The 19380-nt window shown below is 67.0% G+C and carries 16 protein-coding genes and 1 pseudogene; 4 read left to right on the top strand and 13 right to left on the bottom strand.

Annotation, left to right across the window (positions count from 1 at the left end):
- Positions 1-298: 298 nt before the first annotated feature.
- From ACO2Q2_RS06130 to cmk, 10 genes are all read right to left on the bottom strand, one after another.
- Positions 299-649 carry a tRNA-binding protein gene (locus tag ACO2Q2_RS06130; RefSeq protein WP_423254873.1) on the bottom strand — a complete coding sequence of 117 codons (351 nt, stop codon included), beginning with the start codon at positions 647-649 and terminating at the stop codon, positions 299-301.
- A gap of 71 nt (positions 650-720) precedes the next feature.
- Positions 721-2010, bottom strand: a complete 1290-nt coding sequence (locus ACO2Q2_RS06125) for an NAD(P)/FAD-dependent oxidoreductase (RefSeq protein ID WP_423254872.1) — start codon at positions 2008-2010, stop codon at positions 721-723.
- 95 nt (positions 2011-2105) lie between these two features.
- A complete protein-coding gene (gene galU, locus ACO2Q2_RS06120) occupies positions 2106-2984 on the bottom strand; it encodes a UTP--glucose-1-phosphate uridylyltransferase GalU (RefSeq protein ID WP_423254871.1) in 879 nt (292 codons plus the stop codon).
- Positions 2985-4880, bottom strand: coding sequence for a polysaccharide biosynthesis protein (locus tag ACO2Q2_RS06115; protein WP_423254870.1), 1896 nt, complete (start codon positions 4878-4880; stop codon positions 2985-2987).
- Entirely contained in the window at positions 4867-5907 is a 1041-nt protein-coding gene (locus tag ACO2Q2_RS06110; protein WP_423254869.1) for an MraY family glycosyltransferase, read from the bottom strand. Before ACO2Q2_RS06110 ends, ACO2Q2_RS06115 begins: the two co-directional genes overlap by 14 nt.
- A 1-nt stretch (position 5908) precedes the next feature.
- Complete coding sequence (lapB, locus tag ACO2Q2_RS06105) at positions 5909-7081, bottom strand: lipopolysaccharide assembly protein LapB (protein WP_423254868.1); 1173 nt, start codon at positions 7079-7081, stop codon at positions 5909-5911.
- Entirely contained in the window at positions 7078-7329 is a 252-nt protein-coding gene (locus ACO2Q2_RS06100) for a DUF1049 domain-containing protein (protein WP_423254867.1), read from the bottom strand. The genes lapB and ACO2Q2_RS06100 overlap by 4 nt, the downstream gene beginning before the upstream one ends.
- Before the next feature lie 123 nt (positions 7330-7452).
- A complete protein-coding gene (locus ACO2Q2_RS06095; protein ID WP_423254866.1) occupies positions 7453-7752 on the bottom strand; it encodes an integration host factor subunit beta in 300 nt (99 codons plus the stop codon).
- Between the two features lie 81 nt (positions 7753-7833).
- Entirely contained in the window at positions 7834-9507 is a 1674-nt protein-coding gene (rpsA, locus tag ACO2Q2_RS06090; protein ID WP_423254865.1) for a 30S ribosomal protein S1, read from the bottom strand.
- Between the two features lie 168 nt (positions 9508-9675).
- The gene (gene cmk, locus ACO2Q2_RS06085; RefSeq protein ID WP_423254864.1) at positions 9676-10356 is read right to left on the bottom strand and encodes a (d)CMP kinase; all 681 of its coding nucleotides are present in this window, start codon (positions 10354-10356) and stop codon (positions 9676-9678) included.
- A gap of 256 nt (positions 10357-10612) precedes the next feature.
- Here cmk and ACO2Q2_RS06080 point away from each other — a divergent pair.
- The 4 genes and pseudogenes from ACO2Q2_RS06080 to ykgO all read left to right on the top strand — a co-directional run.
- Positions 10613-10768 (top strand): annotated as a pseudogene (locus ACO2Q2_RS06080) (acyl-CoA-binding protein); the annotation flags it as partial.
- Between the two features lie 87 nt (positions 10769-10855).
- Complete coding sequence (locus ACO2Q2_RS06075) at positions 10856-12874, top strand: FAD-dependent oxidoreductase (RefSeq protein WP_423254877.1); 2019 nt, start codon at positions 10856-10858, stop codon at positions 12872-12874.
- 241 nt (positions 12875-13115) lie between these two features.
- Complete coding sequence (locus ACO2Q2_RS06070) at positions 13116-14027, top strand: LysR family transcriptional regulator (RefSeq protein WP_423254863.1); 912 nt, start codon at positions 13116-13118, stop codon at positions 14025-14027.
- 61 nt (positions 14028-14088) lie between these two features.
- Positions 14089-14214, top strand: a complete 126-nt coding sequence (gene ykgO, locus ACO2Q2_RS06065; RefSeq protein WP_423254862.1) for a type B 50S ribosomal protein L36 — start codon at positions 14089-14091, stop codon at positions 14212-14214.
- A 135-nt stretch (positions 14215-14349) separates the two neighbouring features.
- Here the strand turns inward: ykgO and greA are convergent, their stop codons facing one another.
- Genes greA through carA form a run of 3 tightly spaced genes read right to left on the bottom strand, consistent with a single transcriptional unit; the run spans position 14350 to position 19179 of the window.
- The gene (greA, locus tag ACO2Q2_RS06060) at positions 14350-14826 is read right to left on the bottom strand and encodes a transcription elongation factor GreA (protein WP_423254861.1); all 477 of its coding nucleotides are present in this window, start codon (positions 14824-14826) and stop codon (positions 14350-14352) included.
- Positions 14823-18050: a carbamoyl-phosphate synthase large subunit gene (gene carB / locus ACO2Q2_RS06055; RefSeq protein WP_423254860.1), complete on the bottom strand. Its 3228-nt coding sequence runs from the start codon at positions 18048-18050 to the stop codon at positions 14823-14825. Before carB ends, greA begins: the two co-directional genes overlap by 4 nt.
- Before the next feature lies 1 nt (position 18051).
- Positions 18052-19179: a glutamine-hydrolyzing carbamoyl-phosphate synthase small subunit gene (gene carA / locus ACO2Q2_RS06050; RefSeq protein ID WP_423254859.1), complete on the bottom strand. Its 1128-nt coding sequence runs from the start codon at positions 19177-19179 to the stop codon at positions 18052-18054.
- Positions 19180-19380: the final 201 nt, after the last annotated feature.

Below are 19380 nucleotides of genomic sequence, written 5' to 3'. Positions count from 1 at the left end.
CAACGCCGGCTTGCGCCCGCGCTTTACGTCACTGCGCTTCTTTTGTTCCATGAGAACCGTCCGCTCGTGAGACCTACGGCAGATTCTACAGGTTTGTTTTATTTTGTCGACACCCTCTCAGAGGCTGAGAAAAATTCGACCGCCGTAGCGAGAGCGCCGCCAAGCGTTCGTGACAAGGTGCGTTGGGCGCCAATCCGGGGAGTTTGGTGAGCCAAATGACCCGGATTGGCGCCCAGCGCGCCGCCGGCACGGGCGTTTGGCGGCGGTCGCAGTAGGCGGGCGATTTTTTCTCGGCCTCTCAGCTCAGCCGCGCACCGTTCGGCACCGGCCGCTCGACCGTGGTGATCACCACGCCCTCGTCGGTGTGGAACCCGGTCAGCAGGAACTGCGAGCGGAACGGACCGATCTGCTTCTCGGGAAAATTGATCACCCCGACGATCTGCCGGCCCACGAGATCCTCGGCGCGATACAGCGCGGCAATCTGCGCGCTGGTCTTGCGCTCGCCGTACGGGCCGAAGTCGGCCCACACCTTCCACGCCGGTCGTCGCGCTTCGGGAAACGCTTCGACCCGGGTGACGGTGCCGGTGACGATGAGGACTTTCTCGAAATCGGACCAGGCGATTTCGGCAACGGGAGCGATGTCGGTCATGCAGGTTCGGTTGCGCCGTGGGAAGGCCGCACGTTAACCGCAATCGCGCCGGTCGCCCAGCTGGAATCGGCTCAGCCTTCCAGGCGCGTCTTCAGCCAGTCGTTGAATTCGTGCCACCAGTAGGTGGCCTGCGCGGCGGCGAAACCGGCGGGGCGACGGGTACTCGGCAGGCCGTAGCCGGCAAACTGTTTCCAGCCATCGTCGCCCTCGCCGATCGCCGCGGCCAGCAGTTCGCCGGCCGCACAGGTCGGCGCCACGCCGTGGCCACCGAATGCCTGCGCCCACCACAGGCCGCTGCCGGCGCTGCCGATCTGCGGCATCTGGTGTCGCGCATAGCTCATCAGGCCGGACCAGGCGTAATCGATGCGCACACCCTTGAGCTGGGGAAATACGCGCAGCAGGTCGCGCGTCAGCAGGCGCTGCACCGCCCGCGGCGAGCGGTTGAGCACCGAAATGCGTCCGCCCCACAGCAGCCGGCGGTCGGGCAGCGAGCGGTAGTAATCGAAGGCGAAACGGCTGTCGTAGATTGCCGCGCGGGTGTGCAGGCAGTCGTCCAGCCGCTCGCCCAGCGGCTCGGTGACCATCACGTAAGTGGCGATCGGCAGCACGGCGCGGTCGATGGTTTTCTGCAGGCCGGCCAGATAGCCGCCGCAGGCCAGCACCACCTGATCGGCCAGCACCTCGCCCCCGGCAGTGGCGATGCGCCAGCGCAGGCCCTCGCGCTCCAGCCGCCGCACGCCGCTGCCCTCGTGGATCGCCACGCCCTGCGCGGCGGCCGCCTGCGCCAGGCCGATGGCGTAATTGAGCGGATGCAGGTGCAGCGCATCGCGCTCGTACAGACCGTCGAAATAGCGCGTACTGCGCACACACTCGCGCAGCTCGTTCTGCGCCAGCCAGTCCCAGTGCACGCCGTAATGCTCGGCGAGCAACCGCTGGCGCCGGTGCAGCACGCCGGGATCGCGGAACCAGTTGGCCCAGATTACGCCCTCGTCGACCGCATCGCAGGCGATCGCATAGCGGGCCACACGTTCGCGGATGCGCTGCACCGCAGCGGTGGTGAGCCCGAACAGCGCGCGCGCGCGCGGCTCGCCGAGTTGATCGAGCAGCGACTGCTCGCCCAGCGAATAGCCGCCGAACACGAATCCGCCGTTGCGGCCGGAGGCGCCGAAGCCGACCTGTTCGCGCTCCAGCAGCACGACGTCCTTGACCCCGCGCTCGGCCAGCCCGAGCGCGGTGTTCAACCCGGCATAACCGCCGCCGACGATGGCGACCCGTGCCTCGCGCCGCCCCTGCAAGGGGGCGAAGGCCGGGTAAGCGGTGGCCGTGGCGCGGTAATACGAAGGTGCCGAGGACGGGTGCATGCGGGACGCCGAGCCGGAAACCGGAAAGGCGGCGAGCATAGCGCCGAGTGGGGACGGGCGCGACCGGAGGGCCGCGATCCGGTCGTGGTAATCGCTCAGTGCGTGGCGACGAATTCCCGCACCACCGTCGCCAGCCCGGGATCCTGCATGGCCATGTGCATGGTGGCGCGCACCAGACCGGCCTTGTTGCCGCAGTCGAAGCGCGTGCCTTCGAAGCGGTACGCCAGTACCTTGCCCTGCTCCTTCAGCAGCGCCTCGATGGCATCGGTGAGCTGGATCTCGCCGCCGGCGCCGGGCGTGGTCTGCTCCAGCAGCTGGAAGATGCGGCCCGGCAGCACGTAGCGGCCGACCACCGCCAGGTTGGACGGCGCGTCGGCCGGCTTGGGCTTCTCGACCATGTGACGGATGGCGGCGCTGCGCTCGTCGACCGGGGTGGCGGCGACGATGCCGTACTTGTCGGTCTCGTCGTGCGGGACTTCTTCCACGGCGATGACACCGGCAGCCTGCTGCGACAGCGCCAGATCGGCCATCTGACCCAGCGCACCGCGGCGGGTGCCGTTCCAGATCAGGTCGTCGGGCAGGATCACCCCGAACGGCTCGTCGCCCACCACCGGCCTGGCGCACAGCACCGCATGGCCCAGCCCCAGCGCTTCGGGCTGGGTCACGAAGATCGCGCGCACGTGCCTGGGCAGCGTGCCCTGCACCATCGCCAGCAACTCGGCCTTGCCCTTTTCCTGCAGCTTGGCCTCCAGCTCATAGGCCTTGTCGAAGTAGTCGGCGATGGCGTGCTTGTAGCGATTGGTGACGAAGATCAGCGTGTCGGCACCCGCGTCGACCGCCTCGTCCACGGCGTACTGGATCAACGGGCGATCCAGCACGGGCAGCATCTCCTTGGCCACCACCTTGGTGGCGGGCAGGAAACGCGTGCCGAGTCCGGCGACGGGAAACACGACCTTGCGCAGCGGCTTGCTCACTTACTTCTCTCCTGTTTCCTGGCGACGAATCGACACTACGTTGACCGGCTGCGCCGTATCGCTCCAGCGGAACGACGGCAGCAGGCTCGACACACAGCGGCGCAATTCTTCCTCATCGAATCGATCGACGGCTTCGGCCGCCCTGTTGATCACAGCCTGCAGCAGCTCCCACGGGACCTCGCGATGTTGCGCGAGGAAGATCTTGGCGTGGGCGGTCTCACTATAGTTTTCCAGCGCGTGGAACAGCTCCTCGAACAATTTCTCGCCGGCGCGCAGGCCGGTGTAGACGATCGGGATCTCGGTGCCCGGCTTCTTGCCGGCCAGGCGGATCATCTGCTCGGCGAGGTCGCGGATCTTGACCGGCTCGCCCATGTCCAGCGCGAAGATCTCGCCGCCCCGGCCCAGGCTGGAGGCCTGCAGGATCAGCTGGCAAGCCTCGGGGATGGTCATGAAATAGCGCGACATCTCCGGATGGGTGACGGTCACCGGTCCGCCGTCGCGGATCTGCTGGCGGAACAGCGGCACCACCGAACCGGCCGAGTCCAGCACGTTGCCGAAGCGCACGGTGATGAAGCGCGTGGTCGAGCGCGCGCCGAGGTTCTGGCACCAGATCTCGGCGATGCGCTTGCACGCACCCATCACGCTGGTGGGGTTGACCGCCTTGTCGGTGGAGATCAGCACGAAGCATTCGACGCCGTGCTCGTGCGCCAGCTCGGCGACATGGCGCGTGGCCAGCACGTTGTTGCGAAAGCCCGTGCGCAGCTGGTTCTGCAGCAGCGGCACGTGCTTGTAGGCGGCGGCATGGAACACCACCTGCGGGCGGTATTCGGCAAAGGCATGCGCCATCGCCACGCGATCGCCGCAGTCGGCCAGCACGCCGTCGAGGATCAGCTCCGGATAATCGGCCGCCAGCTCCCTGTCGATGCGGTAGAGGTTGTACTCGCTGTTTTCCACCACGGTGAGCGACTGCGCGCCCAGCCGTGCCACCTGCCGGCACAGTTCCGCGCCGATCGAGCCGCCGCCGCCGGTGACCAGCACCCGTCGCCCGGTAAGATTTTCGCGAATGGCCGTCCAGTCGAGTTCCACCGCATCGCGCCCGAGCAGGTCCTCGATCGCGACTTCCTTGATCTCGTTGAAATGCGCGCGGCCGGCGACCACGTCCTCCAGCCGGGGCACGGTACGGTAAGGCAGGCCGGTGCCGTCGCACAGTTCCACCACGTGGCGCATCTGCGCGGTCGAGGCACCGGGCAACGCGATGAGCAGCATTTCCACGCCGGTTTCGCGCGCCACGTCGGGCAGCTGGTCGAGCGTGCCCAGTACCGGGTAGCCGCCGATCTTGGCGCCGCGCAGGTTGCCCTGGTCGTCGACGAATCCCACCACCGAGTAGCGGCTGTCGCGGCGCAGGTCGCGCAGCAGTGCTTCGCCGGCGCGGTCCGCGCCCACGATGAGCACGCGCTTGACGGCCTTGGACTCGAACAGGTCCACGCGGCTGTCTTTCCAGAAGCGATACAGCAGGCGCGGACCGCCCAGGAACATCGCCAGCACGACCGGATACAGCAGCAGCACCGAGCGCGGCACACCCTCAAGGCGGTTGTAGAGAAACAGCACCAGGCCGATGGCAAAGCTGCCGAGCACCGACGCACGCAGGATGTTCCACAGGTCGGGCAGGCTGGCGAAGCGCCAGACCCCCTTGTACAGGCCGGTCCAGGCGAACAGCACCCCCTGTACCAGCAGCACCAGCGGAAATTCGAAGGCGAAGAAGGTCACCGCCACATCCGGCATCAGCGCGTAGCGCAGGGCCTTGGCGATCCACCAGGCCAAAGCCGTCACGGACAGGTCGTGCACGGCCACGGCTACGCGAGGGTGGATGGCGGCGATGGTCTTACGCATTGACATGTCGATCCCCGGTCGGCACACGACGCAGGCAGCGCCGCTTGAGCCTTGCCCATGCGGCAGCAGTCAGCGCGTACGCTGCGATGCACGGCCACCAACCCTTCCCTGACTCGCACCAAGCGAGCGCGGCCAGCGGCGCGCACACCGCCAGGTTCCACATCGCGTAGCCGATGCCCACCTGCCGGTGCGTCGCCCCCTTGCGCACCAGCCACTGGTACAGATGCTCACGGTGCGCACTGTACCAGCGCCGACCGCGCCAAATCCTGACTGCGAGGGTCAATCCCGCATCCGTGATGAAACTCGCGCTGAGCGTCGCCAGCGGCCACGCAAGGGCCGTGCGCTCGCGCCAGAGCAAGGCCGCCAGTGCGAACACGAAAAACCCGAGGGCGCCGCTGCCGACATCGCCCATGAAGATGCGCGCCGGCGGTCGATTGAACAACCAGAAGCCCAGGCACGCCGCCAACATGACCAGCGACGCCCCGGCCAGCGCCCAGGCCTGCACACCCATGGCCAGCAGGGCCGCTCCCGCGAACACGAACAGCGCCTGCTGCGCCAGCAGGCCGTCGATGCCGTCCATGAAATTGTGCAGGTTGGTGCTGCCTACGCCGGCAGCCAGCAGCAGGGGCAGCCACAAGATCGGCAGGCCATCGGCGACCATCGCCATGCCAAGGATCAGTACGGCCAGCGACTGGATGGCCAGCCGGGGCAACACCGGCAGTGGCCGGTGGTCGTCCCACCAACCCGTGCCAGCCACCAGGGCCAACCCGATGCAGAGTGCGAGCGTTTCGGCAGATGGCAGCGGCGCCGGCAGCAGGCGCAGGCAGACCGGCAAGAACACGAGCGCCGCCAGAATGATGCCGATACCGCCGCCGCGCGGCGTCGGTGCGATGTGCGAGCGGCGCTGCCCGGGTTGATCGAGCATGCCGCGTCGATGCGCGTAGCCGATCGCCCCGCGAACGACCAGGCCGGAACACAGCAGCGACAGCAGTGGGAGGATCAGCAAGGCCAGCCGTGGCACGTCCGTCGCCATGCTATTCGTTCGCCACGCCATGGATCGGGCGGATCGTGCTCCAGTTCTTGCAGCTCGGGCACTGCCAATGGTGTGCCTTGGCACCAAAGCCGCAGCGGCTGCAGCGATACATCGCCTGCCCTTCGAGCAGCTTCCTGGTGAGGTCGCGCAGGATCAGGAAATTGTCCCGCGCCTCGCCGTGAATCTTGTCCATGGTGGCGTCGATCAACGCCATCAGCCCGCGCACGGACGGACGCTGGCGCAGTTGGCCGGTGAGGAAATCCACCGCCGCGCGCTCGCCGTCGCGCTGCCGGTACAGGCGCGTCAGCGCCAGCACCGGCGAGATGCCGTGGTAACGGCCCAGCATGTCTTGCAGGAAGTGTTCCGCGCGCTCCATCTGCTGGGCGCAGGCGTAGCTGTCGAGCAGCGGCGGCAGGATATCCGGCACGAAGGCGATGTCCGCCTCCACCGCGGCCTCGTAGGCGACGATCGCCGCGGCGTGTTCGCCCTGCTCGGCGTGCAGGCGGCCGGTCAGCATGAAGGCACGCACGCAATCGGGCTGGCAATCGAAAGCCTGCTTCAGGTAGTCGGCGGCATCCTTGTGCGCGCCGTGCTGGCGCGATCGCTCGGCCAGCTCGCAGTAGAACTGCGCAACCATGGCGGACTCGTCCTCGCCGGTCATCGCCTCCAGCCGGCGCGCGTGCTCGATCGCCTTGTTCCAGTCACGCTCGTGCTGGTAGATCGAGATCAGATGGCGCAAGGCGGATGGCGCGTGAGCATCCATCGCCACCAGGTCGCAGAACAGCGCCTCCGCGCGATCCAGCAGGCCGGCACGCATGTAGTCCTCGCCGAGTTCCAGCAGCGCGACAGTCTTCATCGTGTCGGACAGGCCCGGACGCGAGACCAGATGCTGGTGCAGGCGGATCGCCCGGTCCACCTCGCCGCGCCGGCGGAACAGGTTGCCCAGCGCGAGGTGGGTTTCGACCGTGTCGCGGTTGTATTCGGCCAGCTTGAGGAATACCTCGATGGCCTTGTCCTGCTCTTCGTTGAGCAGGTAGTTCAGGCCGCGGAAATAATCTGACGACAGCTCGCTTACCTTGGCGCCGGAACGGCGCACGCCGGCGCGCCGCGCGGTCCACCAACCGCTGAGGAAAGCCACCGGCAGGAGCAGCAACAACGCGTACAGCGGATTCATGGACGATTCGCGGCCGGCCTGGAGTCGCGCCCCCGCGCCTTCTCACGCTGACGCCAGCGCATGCCCCACCAGGCGGTCAGCCCACCCAGCAGCCAGCCGATCAGCAGTGCCGCCAGCCATGCCGCCCCCTTGGGCAGAGTCAGTCGCGCGAAGGCGAAATCGTAGGTGACCAGATCGGCGTTGAGCGCCCCGAGCAGGACGCCAAGGGCAACGAAGACCAGCACGATGAGCAGGGATAGCAGGCGCATCGCGTGACTTTAACCGATCGCCCATGACCGGCACAGGCTCTCGATCATCGGATGCTCCGCCCACAAAAAAGGCAGGACCGACTTGTCGTCGCCTGCCTTCGTCCATTGCGGGTAAAGAGCCGCTCAGTCCTGCTCCAGCTCCAGCTGTTGGTTCACCCGTTCGCGCAGCTCCTTGCCGGGCTTGAAATGCGGAACGTGCTTGCCCGGCAGCGCCACCGCTTCGCCGGTCTTGGGGTTGCGCCCCATGCGCGGCGGCCGGTAATGCAGGGCGAAACTGCCGAATCCGCGAACCTCGATGCGTTCGCCGTTGGACAGGGCATGGCTCATCTGTTCGATGACGCTTTTCACCGCCAACTCGACGTCACCGAACGCAAGATGGGTCTGACGCCGTGCCAGCGCCTCGATCAATTCGGATTTGGTCATGGTCCCCAGTGTCCGCGACGTGAAACGGCGGGGCGGCCATGAAGCCGCCCCGCGTCCTGCTTGCCGACTGCTCGCCGGATTTTAGTCAGCCTTGTTGAGTTGTTCCTGCAGCAGCGCGCCGAGCTTGGTGGTGCCGGTGCTGGCTGAACCGTAGTCGGCCATCAGGTCCTGCACTTCCTCCTCGTCCTTCGCGCGGATCGAGAGTTGCAGCACACGACCCTTGCGATCCATGCCGGTGAACTTGGCCTCGACCTTGTCGCCCACCTTCAGGTGCTGGGTGGCATCGTCGATGCGCTCCTTGGCGATGTCGTTGGCGCGCAGGTAACCCTCGACGCCCTCGCCCAGATCGATCGTGGCGCCCTTCGCATCGACTTCCTTCACGGTGCCGTTGACGATGGTGCCGCGCGGATTGCTGGCCATGAACTGGCCGAACGGATCCTGCTCCATCTGCTTGATGCCCAGCGAGATGCGCTCGCGTTCCGGATCCACCGCCAGCACCACGGCCTCGATCTCGTCGCCCTTCTTGAAGTTGCGCACCAGATCCTCGCCCGAGGCCTGCCAGGAGATGTCCGACAGGTGGACCAGGCCGTCGATGCCGCCGTCCAGGCCGATGAAGATGCCGAAGTCGGTGATCGACTTGATCTGGCCGGACACCTTGTCGTTCTTCTTGTGCATCGCTGCGAACGCTTCCCACGGATTGGAGCGCGTCTGCTTGATGCCCAGCGAGATGCGGCGACGCTCTTCATCCACGTCCAGCACCATGACCTCGGTCTCGTCGCCGACCTGCACCACCTTGGCCGGGTTGACGTTCTTGTTGGTCCAGTCCATCTCGGACACGTGGACCAGGCCCTCGACGCCCGGCTCGATCTCGACGAAGCAGCCGTAGTCGGTGACGTTGGAGACCTTGCCGAACAGGCGGCTGCCGACCGGATAGCGGCGGGCGATCGCGACCCACGGGTCGTCGCCCAGCTGCTTGAGGCCCAGCGAGACGCGGTTGCGCTCCTTGTCGTACTTGAGCACGCGCACATCGAGCTCGTCGCCGACGTTGACCACCTCGGACGGGTGCCGCACGCGCTTCCACGCCATGTCGGTGATGTGCAGCAGACCGTCGATGCCGCCCAGGTCCACGAACGCGCCGTAGTCGGTGAGGTTCTTGACGGTGCCCTTGACCACCGCGCCCTCGGTCAGGCGCTCCAGCAGCTTCTCGCGCTCCTCGGAGAACTCGGTCTCGACGACGGCGCGGCGGCTGACCACCACGTTGTTGCGCTTGCGGTCGAGCTTGATGATCTTGAACTCGAGTTCCTTGCCCTCGAGGTAGACCGGATCGCGCACCGGGCGCACGTCGACCAGCGAGCCGGGCAGGAACGCGCGGACGTCCTTGATGTCGACGGTGAAACCGCCCTTGACCTTGCCCGAGATCATGCCGGTGATGGTCTCTTCCTTGTCGAACGCCTGCTCCAGGTCGTCCCACACCATCGAACGCTTGGCCTTCTCGCGCGACAGCTTGGTCTCGCCGAAACCGTCTTCCAGTGCGTCGAGGGCCACCTTCACCTCGTCGCCCACCTGCACTTCCAACTCGCCCTTCTCGTCCTTGAACTGCTCGATCGGGACGATGCCTTCGCTCTTCAGGCCGGCGTTGATCACGACAACGTCGTTGCGGATCTCCACCACGATGCCCGTGACGATGGCGCCCGGCTTGAGCTTGGAAATGGCCTGCTGGCTCTGTTCAAACAGCTCGGCAAAACTTTCAGTCATGTTGATTCCAGAAAATAAGAAAGGCCGTTGTCCCGAGCGCGCCGTCGGATGTAATGCGCAGGGAACGGATGGGCCCACCGGTTGTGGGTGATTCGGAGGAAAACCCCTTGCCACCGTTGACCAAAACCCCATGCCGCGGCTGGGGCGCTGAAGCCGTCGTCCGACCCGTTACGGTCGGACGACGGCGAGTACTTTGGCGACGACGTCGGCGATCGGCATGCCGGTGGTATCCACCAGAACCGCATCGGCGGCGGGCTTGAGCGGTGCGACGGCTCGCGAGGCATCGCGGGCGTCACGCGCTTCAATTTCGCGCTGAAGGCCCGAAAGTGTAACGCTGAGTCCCTTTTCCTTCAACTGCTTATAGCGTCTTTTTGCCCGTTCGGCGGCGCTTGCAGTGAGGAACACCTTGTGTGCGGCATCCGGGAAGATCACGGTGCCCATGTCGCGCCCGTCGGCGACCAGCCCCGGCGCCTTGCGGAACCCCAGCTGCATGTCCACAAGTGCCTGACGCACCGTGGGAATCGAGGCAATCGCGGAAGCCGCGGCGCCGGCCGTCTCGGTACGGAGCTCGTCCGTCGCATCATGGCCGTTCACCAGCACCCGGGTGTCGTGTCCGTCCGCGGAGGGCTGGAAGCGGATCCTGGTGGACTGGGCGCAGCGCGTGACCGCCTCGACGTCGGACAGGTCCAGCCCCGCCGCCCCGGCCGCGTAACCCACCGCTCGGTAGAGCGCCCCCGAGTCGAGCAGGCGCCAGCCCAGTTGTTCGGCCACCAGCCGGCTGATGGTGCCCTTGCCCGATCCCGACGGCCCGTCGATGGTGAGTACGGGCACGGTGACTGGGCGGCTCATGGACGGTTCCTGTAGGGAATCAAACGCGCATGGTACCGCGCGTTGACCCCTGCCGGGTGCGTGCCGTCAAGCCGCGCACGGTCCGTCCCGGGCCTCGGGGCAGCCATCCATGAGCGATCTGCAGCGCGCGTTCGAGCAAGCCGCGGAGGGTTTGCAGCCCGAATGGCTTCTACGGCCCACGCTCCTATAGATCCGGCCGTAAATACATCATCTCCACCGTTCGCCCTGAGCGTAGCGAAGTGAAGTCGACGGGCAGATGTCCCTCGTTATTACGGGCCCGATTTATAGGCTCTACGCCCTGTTCAAGCAGGATTTCGAGGGCGACGTGCAGGACCCGCGACCGGGTTTCTTCGATTTCGTCGGCACGGCCAAATACGGGGCATCGGCGCGGCTGCGCGGCACAGAACGCGACGAGGCCCGGCGCCGCCGAGCGCCGGCGCTTGCTTTTGGGCGGTGCTTGCAGGCAGATTCATACGATCGTTTGATCGGATTGCCACTCATGCCCTATCCGCACCTGCTGGCCCCCCTCGACCTGGGCCACGTCACCCTGCCCAACCGGGTGCTGATGGGCTCGATGCATACCGGCCTGGAAGACCGCGCGGCCGACTACGACAAGCTCGCTGCCTACTTCGCCGAGCGTGCGCGTGGCGGCGTCGGCCTGATGGTGACCGGCGGCATCGCGCCCAGCATCGAAGGCTGGCTCAAGCCGTTCGGCGGGCGCCTGTCGATGCCCTGGCACGTCGCGCGCCATCGCAAGCTCACCCGCGCCGTGCATGCGGAAGGCGGACGCATCTGCATGCAGATCCTGCACGCGGGCCGCTACGGCTATCACCCGCTCTCCGTGGCGCCATCGAAGATCAGGTCGCCGATCACCCCGTTCACCCCGCGTGCCCTGAGTGCCCGCGGGGTGGAACGCACCATCGGCGACTTCGTGCGCAGCGCACAACTGGCCCGCGAGGCCGGTTACGACGGCGTGGAAGTGATGGGCTCGGAGGGCTACCTGATCAACCAGTTCATCGCCGAACGCACCAACCATCGCAGCGACGCCTGGGGTGGCGACGCGGCAAGACGGATGCGCCTGGCGATCGAGATCGTGCGCCGCACGCGCGAGGCGGTCGGCCCGGATTTCCTGCTGATCTATCGGCTGTCGATGCTGGACCTGGTCGAGCAGGGGCAGGACTGGAGCGAGATCGTCACGCTGGCCAAGGCGATCGAGGCGGCCGGTGCCAGCCTGATCAATACCGGCATCGGCTGGCACGAGGCGCGCATCCCCACCATCGTGACCTCGGTGCCGCGCGGCGCCTTCGCCTGGGTGACCCAGCGCCTGAAAGGCGAGGTCGGCATTCCGCTGATCACCACCAACCGCATCAACATGCCCGAAGTGGCCGAGCAGATTCTCGCCAGCGGCCAGGCTGACATGGTGTCGATGGCCCGTCCGCTGCTGGCCGATCCCGACTGGGTACGCAAGGCCGTCGCCGGGCGCTCCGACCGGATCAACACCTGCATCGCCTGCAACCAGGCCTGCCTGGATCACGTGTTCCAGAACCGGCGCGCCAGCTGCCTGGTCAACCCGCGCGCCTGCCACGAGACCGAACTGGTGCTGGCGCCGACTGCTGCGGCCAGGCGCATTGCCGTGGTCGGCGCCGGGCCGGCGGGCATGGCCTGTGCCGCCACGCTGGCGGAGCGCGGTCACGCGGTGACCCTGTTCGACCAGGCCGACCGCATCGGCGGCCAGTTCAACTACGCCAAGCGGATTCCGGGCAAGGAGGAATTCCACGAGACGCTGCGCTACTTCGGCCACCGCTTGGCCGATGCCCGCGTCACGCTCTCGATGGGGACCCGCGTGAGGGCAGCGGCACTCATCGACGCCGGCTTCGACGACGTGGTGCTGGCCACCGGCATCACGCCACGCAAGGTCAGCTTCCCCGGCAGCGACGATCCTCGCGTGCTGAGCTATCTCGACGTGCTGGCGCACGACCATCCGGTCGGGGCGCGGGTGGCGATCATCGGTGCCGGGGGCATCGGCTTTGACGTTGCCGAGTTCCTGGTCGAATCGGGACCGTCGACCAGCACCGATGTCTCGCGCTGGAGCCGCGAGTGGGGCGTGGACATGCAGATGGCACATCGCGGAGGTCTGCAACCGCCGCATCCGGAACCGCCCGCGCGCCAGGTATGGCTGCTGCAGCGTAGCGAAGGCCGCCCCGGCGCGCGACTCAACAAGACCACCGGCTGGGTGCACCGGGCCACGCTCAAATCCAGGCAGGTGCAGATGCTCGGTGGCGTCGGCTACGAGCGCTTCGACGACGAGGGCCTGCATGTGCGCATCGACGGCACGCCCCGGGTGTTGCCGGTGGATCACGTGGTGGTCTGCGCCGGCCAGGAGCCGAATCGGACCCTGCTCGACGCCCTGCTCGCGGCGGGCGTGACCGCCCACGTGATCGGCGGCGCGGATGTGGCGGCCGAACTGGACGCCAAGCGCGCGATCGATCAGGGCACCCGGCTGGCAGCGCGCCTCTGATCGTTGTCGCGGGGAAGCCCGTTGGACGCACGCCGGCACGAGCGCAGAAAAGAAAGCGCCCCGCGAGGCGACGCGTCGACGGTGGCTCAGGAGGGGAAGCCGAAAGTCGCGGGATAGCGTCGCTGCGGGGCGGGGCCGCGCCACCCGGGGGGAGGGGTAGGTGACGGACATGAGCATCATAGGCTCGCCGAATACACGCTTCCAATATATATTTGGCGCTTGATTTATCGGGTTTGCCTATATGTTCGATTTCCGCCAGCTGCGTTATTACGTGGCGGTCTGCGAGGAGCTCAGTTTCACGCGGGCGGCCCGACGCCTGCATCTGTCCCAGCCGCCGCTCTCGCAGCAGATCCAGGCGCTGGAGCAGGATCTGGGCGTGCGGTTGCTGGAGCGCACCAAGCGCTCGGTGGCGCTGACCGAGCCGGGGCGGATCTTTCTCGACCACGCCAGGCAGATCCTCGCCAAGGCCGATGAGGCGCGCACCCAGGTGGCCGCGGCGGCGGCCGGGCACAGCGGCCAGCTCCGCCTCGCCTATACCGTATCGGTCTCGTTCCACCCTTCGCTGCCACGGGTGCTGCTGCGCTACGGGCAGGTGGCGCCCAACGTGCGGGTGGAGCTGTGCGAGCTCTACACCGAGCCGCAATTCGAGGCCTTGCTGGATGGCGCGATCGACGTCGGCTTCGTGCGTGACGAACCCCAGCGTCCCATCGATGCCAAGGCCCTGCGCATGACCGTGCTCGATCGCGAGCCGCTGCTGCTCGCCCTGCCCTCCGGCCACCCGCTGTCCGGGCGCAGCAGTCTGCGCATGGACGAGGTCGCCCACGAATCCTTCGTGGCCCAGCCGCACGGGGTCGCCGCCACGCTTTACGACCGGCTGGCGCTGCTGGCCAACAAGGCGGGTTTCCAGCCGCAGATCCGCCGCCATGCCCAGCAGGTCAACGGCATGCTGATGATGGTGGCGGCGGGACTCGGCCTGGCGCTGGTGCCGGCAACCATGCGCACGGTGCGCCTGGCTGGCCTCACCTACGTGCCGGTGGAGGATCCCGATGCCTACATGCTGCTGGCCGTCGCCAGCCGGGCGAACGATGACTCGCCGGTGCTGGCCCAGTTCCTGGCCGTGGTCACGGAAACGGTGGTCTCGGGCGGCTTGTGATGCCCGTGCGGGCCGGCTACACTTGCGGACTTGAATTTTCTTTTTGTATCAGGAGCTGGCCGTGAAGGTGCTTTCCTCTTTGAAGTCCGCCAAGCTGCGGCACCGTGACTGCAAGGTTGTGCGCCGTCGCGGCAAGGTGTTCGTGATCTGCAAGAGCAACCCTCGTTTCAAGGCCCGTCAGCGCTGATCGACCCGCGCTGCGTGTCACGCGAAAAGGCCGCGCAAGCGGCCTTTTTTGTTGTCTGGATTCCAGGCGCGACCCGTGCTGCCTCGTCATCCCGTGACACCTGTGGCACCGGCGGCACCACGGGATGGCGGCTGATCAGCCGTAGCGCACTGCGATGATCTCGTAGTGCTTCACGCCGTTGGGTGCGGTGAACTCGAAGCTGTCGCCGGCGCTCTTGCCGATCAGCGCGCGGGCGATCGGCGAGGAAACCGCGATCAGGCGCTTCTTGATGTCCGCTTCCAGGTCGCCGACGATCTGGTAGGTCACCGCCTCGCCGCTGTCTTCGTCCTCCAGGTCGACGGTGGCGCCAAACACCACGCGGTTACCGGCACCGAGCTTGGTGATGTCGATCACTTCGGCGGTGGACAGGGCCGCCTCCAGCTCGCCGATGCGCCCCTCGATGAAGCTTTGCTGTTCGCGTGCGGCGTGGTACTCGGCGTTTTCCTTCAGATCGCCGTGCGCACGCGCCTCGGCGATCGCCGCGATGATCTTCGGACGGTCCTGCGACTTCAGCCGGTCCAGTTCGGCGCGCAGGCGCTCGGCGCCTGCCTTGGTCATCGGTGCTCGGCTCATGCGTTCAACTCCCTGTGCAGTTCCTGCAGGCTGTGCACGTCGCCGGCGCCATGGAAATCCAGCGAATGGACGAGCGCGCGCGCGCCGGCAACGGTGGTGGAATAGGTAACGCGATGCTGCAGCGCCTCGCGCCGGATCGAGAACGAGTCGGCAATCGCCTGCTTGCCCTCGGTCGTGTTGACGATATAGACGATCTCGCCGTTCTTGATCAGGTCGACGATGTGCGGCCGGCCCTCGAGCACCTTGTTGATGCGCTCGCACGACACGCCATGCTCGCTCAGGAACGCCGCGGTACCGGCGGTGGCGACCAGGCTGAAACCGCGCTTGATCACGTCCTGTGCCACCGGCAGCAGGCGATCCTTGTCGGCGTCGCGCACCGACACGAATACCTTGCCCCTGGGCGGCGTCTTGATCCCGGCGGCGTCATGGCCGCGCGCGAACGCGGCACCGAAACTGCGGCCCACCCCCATCACCTCGCCGGTGGAACGCATCTCCGGACCGAGGATGGGATCGACGTTCTGGAACTTCAGGAACGGGAAGATCGCCTCCTTCACCGAGTAGTACGCAGGGATCACCTCGCGCGTCGCACCCTGATCGGCCAGCGAACGGCCGGCCATGCAGCGCGCCGCAATCTTGGCCAGCGGCACGCCGATCGCCTTGGACACGAACGGCACCGTGCGCGACGCGCGCGGGTTCACTTCGAGAATGAACACGGTGTCGCCCTGGATGGCGAACTGGGTATTCATCAGGCCGACGACCTTGAGCTCCCTGGCCATCGCGGTAACCTGGCGGCGCATCTCGTTCTGGATCTCGCCGGAGAGCGAGTAAGGCGGCAGCGAGCAGGACGAGTCGCCCGAGTGCACGCCGGCCTCCTCGATGTGCTCCATGATGCCGCCGATCAGCACGTTGCCCTCGGCGTCGGCAATGACGTCCACGTCCACCTCGACCGCATGGTCGAGGAAGCGGTCCAGCAGCACCGGCGAGTCGTTGGAGACCTGCACCGCCTCGCGGATGTAGCGCGCCAGATCCGCATCGTCGTAGACCACTTCCATGGCGCGGCCGCCGAGCACGTAGCTAGGGCGCACCACCAGCGGATAGCCGATCTCGCGCGCCAGCGCGAGCGCCTCGTCGGCGTTGCGCGCGGTGCGGTTCGGCGGCTGGCGCAGTCCGATCTTCTCGATCATCTGCTGGAAGCGCTCGCGGTCCTCGGCCAGGTCGATCGAGTCCGGCGAGGTGCCGATGATCGGCGCGCCGGCCGCCTCCAGCGCGCGGGCGAGCTTCAGCGGGGTCTGGCCGCCGTACTGCACGATCACGCCCTTCGGCTGCTCCAGGTCGACGATCTCCAGCACGTCTTCCAGCGTCAGCGGCTCGAAGTACAGGCGGTCGGAGGTGTCGTAGTCGGTGGAGACGGTCTCCGGGTTGCAGTTGACCATGATGGTTTCATAGCCGTCCTCGCGCAGGGCAAGCGCGGCATGCACGCAGCAGTAGTCGAACTCGATACCCTGGCCGATGCGGTTGGGGCCGCCGCCGAGCACGATGATCTTCTCGCGGTCGGTCGGCGCCGCCTCGCACTCTTCCTCGTAGGTCGAGTACATGTAGGCGGTGGTGGTGGCGAACTCGGCCGCGCAGGAGTCTACGCGCTTGTACACCGGGCGCACGCCCAGCGTGCGGCGCAGGTGGCGCACGGCGGCCTCGTCGGTGCCTACCAGTTCGGCCAGGCGCGCATCGGAAAAGCCCAAGCGCTTGAGCGCGCGCATGCGCGCTGCGTCGAGGGCGGTGATGCCCTGCGCCTGCACCTCGGCCTCGATCAGCACGATGTCCTCGAACGCGGCCAGGAACCAGGGATCGACGCGGCTGAGTGCGTGGACTTCTTCCAGCGTCATGCCGGCGCGGAACGCATCGGCCAGGTGGAACACGCGGTCCGGGCGCGGCTCGCGCAGTTCGCGCTTGAGCGTGGCCAGGCCGTCTTCGGTGCTGATATCCAGTCCGGTCGGGTTGAGGCCGTTCTTGCCGATCTCCAGGCCGCGCAGCGCCTTCTGCAGCGACTCGTGAAAGCTGCGACCGATCGCCATCACCTCGCCCACCGACTTCATCTGGGTGGTCAGGCGCGCATCGGCCGAGGGGAACTTCTCGAACGCGAAGCGCGGAATCTTGGTGACCACGTAGTCGATGGTCGGCTCGAACGAGGCCGGGGTCAGGCCACCGGTGATGTCGTTCTTCAGCTCGTCCAGCGTGTAGCCCACCGCCAGCTTGGCGGCGATCTTGGCGATCGGGAAGCCGGTAGCCTTGGACGCCAGCGCCGACGAGCGCGACACGCGCGGATTCATCTCGATCACCACCACACGGCCGTTCTCGGCGTTGATGCCGAACTGCACGTTGGAACCGCCGGTGTCCACGCCGATCTTGCGCAGCACGGCGATCGAGGCGTCGCGCAGGCGCTGGTATTCCTTGTCGGTGAGGGTCTGCGCCGGTGCCACGGTGATCGAGTCGCCGGTGTGCACGCCCATCGGATCGAGGTTCTCGATCGAGCACACGATGATGCAGTTGTCCGCCTTGTCGCGGACCACTTCCATCTCGAATTCCTTCCAGCCCAGCACCGACTCTTCCACCAGCACTTCGTGCACCGGCGAGAGCTCGAGGCCGCGCTTGACGATCTCCTCGAACTCCTCGACGTTGTAGGCGATGCCGCCGCCGGAACCGCCCAGCGTGAAGCTGGGGCGGATGACCGTGGGGAAGCCCACGGCAGCCTGCATCTCCACCGCCTGCTCGTAGGTCCGGGCCACCGCGGCCCTGGGGCAATCGAGGCCGATCTCGGCCATCGCCTGCTTGAACAGCTCGCGGTCCTCGGCCATGCGGATCGCCTCGCGCGAGGCGCCGATCAGCTCGACGTCGTATTTCTCCAGCACGCCGTTGTCGGCGAGGTCCAGCGCGCAGTTGAGGCCCGTCTGGCCGCCCATGGTTGGCAGCACCGCGTCCGGGCGCTCCTTGGCGATGATGCGCTCCACCGTCTGCCAGTTGATCGGCTCGATGTACACCGCGTCGGCGGTGTCCGGGTCGGTCATGATGGTGGCGGGGTTGGAGTTCACCAGGATCACCCGGTAGCCCTCTTCCTTCAGCGCCTTGCACGCCTGCGCGCCGGAGTAGTCGAACTCGCAGGCCTGGCCGATCACGATCGGGCCGGCGCCGATGATGAGGATGGACTTGATATCGGTACGCTTGGCCATCTCAGCGGGCCTCCTGCATCAGGGCGGCAAATCGATCGAACAGATAACCGATGTCGTGCGGTCCGGGGCTCGCCTCGGGATGCCCCTGGAAGCAGAACGCCGGGCGGTCGGTCAGGGCAAACCCCTGCAGCGAACCATCGAACAGCGAGCTGTGGGTGACGCGCACGTTGGGCGGCAGCGTCGCCGGGTCCACCGCGAAGCCGTGGTTCTGGCTGGTGATCAGCACGCGGCCGTCGTCATGGTCCTTCACCGGATGGTTGGCGCCGTGATGGCCGAACTTCATCTTCAGGGTCTTCGCGCCGAGCGCCAGGCCCATGATCTGGTGGCCCAGGCAGATGCCGAACAGCGGTAGCTTCGCATCCAGCAGCTCGCGCGTGGCGGCAATGGCGTAATCGCAGGCGGCCGGGTCACCGGGGCCGTTGGAGAGGAACACACCGTCGGGCCGCATCGCCAGCACCTCGGCGGCGGGCGTCTGCGCCGGCACCACGGTGATGTCGCAGCCCTGCTCGGCCAGCAGGCGCAGGATGTTCTGCTTCACGCCGAAGTCGTAGGCGACCACCTTGAAGCGCTTCTCCGGGCGGTTGAAGGCCGTGCGGTCCAGGTCGTAGACGCCCTCGTTCCACTCGTAGTGCTTGGCGGTGCTGACCACCTTGGCCAGGTCCATGCCGCTGAGACCGGGGAAGGCGCGGGCGGCGGCGATGGCGGCGTCCACATCGATCGATGCGCCCGCCACGATGCAGCCGCCCAGCGCCCCCTTGTCGCGCAGGATGCGCGTCAGGCGACGGGTGTCGATGCCGGCGATCGCCACGATGCCGTGGCGCCTGAGGTAATCGGGCAGGCTCTCGCTGCCGCGCCAGCTGCTCGCGCGGCGCGGCACGTCGCGCACGATCAGGCCGGCGGCGTGCACGGCGGTGGATTCGGCATCCTCGGCGTTGCAGCCGGTGTTGCCGATGTGCGGATAGGTCAGCGTGACCAGCTGCCGGGCATAGGACGGATCGGTGAGGATTTCCTGGTAACCGGTCATGGCGGTGTTGAACACCACCTCGCCCACCGTCTGGCCGGTGTCACCCACGGTGTGGCCGTGAAAAACGCTGCCGTCTTCGAGAGCAAGCAGTGCAGGAATAAGCATGGGGAAGGCCGCCTTTGGGTGCAGCAAAGCCCGCAAGCCGCAGTGAAGCTGGCTTGTGGACCTTAGGTCGTGGATGGGTCTGGGCGGGTCGCAATGATAGGCTCCGCGGCCTTTGCTGTCCACAGATCCGGGATGAACAGACGCTTCGCGCGAGTGTGCCGGTGGCCGCGACGCGGCGCTACACTGCGCCGCTGCCCGAAG

The organism is Dyella sp. KRB-257 (assembly GCF_049445995.1).
GTDB lineage: Bacteria > Pseudomonadota > Gammaproteobacteria > Xanthomonadales > Rhodanobacteraceae > Dyella_A.
Note: the sequence above shows the minus strand (reverse complement) of the source record. Positions and strands in the feature narration are given on the sequence as shown.

Excerpts from the sequence above, each read along its gene's own strand:
- ACO2Q2_RS06125 (WP_423254872.1), bottom strand. The coding sequence starts at position 2,010 with ATGCACCCGTCCTCGGCACCTTCGTATTACCGCGCCACGGCCACCGCT.
- ACO2Q2_RS06115 (WP_423254870.1), bottom strand. The coding sequence starts at position 4,880 with ATGTCAATGCGTAAGACCATCGCCGCCATCCACCCTCGCGTAGCCGTG.
- lapB (WP_423254868.1), bottom strand. The coding sequence starts at position 7,081 with ATGAATCCGCTGTACGCGTTGTTGCTGCTCCTGCCGGTGGCTTTCCTC.
- ACO2Q2_RS06095 (WP_423254866.1), bottom strand. The coding sequence starts at position 7,752 with ATGACCAAATCCGAATTGATCGAGGCGCTGGCACGGCGTCAGACCCAT.
- ACO2Q2_RS06110 (WP_423254869.1), bottom strand. The coding sequence starts at position 5,907 with ATGGCGACGGACGTGCCACGGCTGGCCTTGCTGATCCTCCCACTGCTG.
- ACO2Q2_RS06075 (WP_423254877.1), top strand. The coding sequence starts at position 10,856 with ATGCCCTATCCGCACCTGCTGGCCCCCCTCGACCTGGGCCACGTCACC.
- ACO2Q2_RS06130 (WP_423254873.1), bottom strand. The coding sequence starts at position 649 with ATGACCGACATCGCTCCCGTTGCCGAAATCGCCTGGTCCGATTTCGAG.
- ACO2Q2_RS06070 (WP_423254863.1), top strand. The coding sequence starts at position 13,116 with ATGTTCGATTTCCGCCAGCTGCGTTATTACGTGGCGGTCTGCGAGGAG.
- cmk (WP_423254864.1), bottom strand. The coding sequence starts at position 10,356 with ATGAGCCGCCCAGTCACCGTGCCCGTACTCACCATCGACGGGCCGTCG.
- greA (WP_423254861.1), bottom strand. The coding sequence starts at position 14,826 with ATGAGCCGAGCACCGATGACCAAGGCAGGCGCCGAGCGCCTGCGCGCC.
- carA (WP_423254859.1), bottom strand. The coding sequence starts at position 19,179 with ATGCTTATTCCTGCACTGCTTGCTCTCGAAGACGGCAGCGTTTTTCAC.
- rpsA (WP_423254865.1), bottom strand. The coding sequence starts at position 9,507 with ATGACTGAAAGTTTTGCCGAGCTGTTTGAACAGAGCCAGCAGGCCATT.
- ACO2Q2_RS06100 (WP_423254867.1), bottom strand. The coding sequence starts at position 7,329 with ATGCGCCTGCTATCCCTGCTCATCGTGCTGGTCTTCGTTGCCCTTGGC.
- carB (WP_423254860.1), bottom strand. The coding sequence starts at position 18,050 with ATGGCCAAGCGTACCGATATCAAGTCCATCCTCATCATCGGCGCCGGC.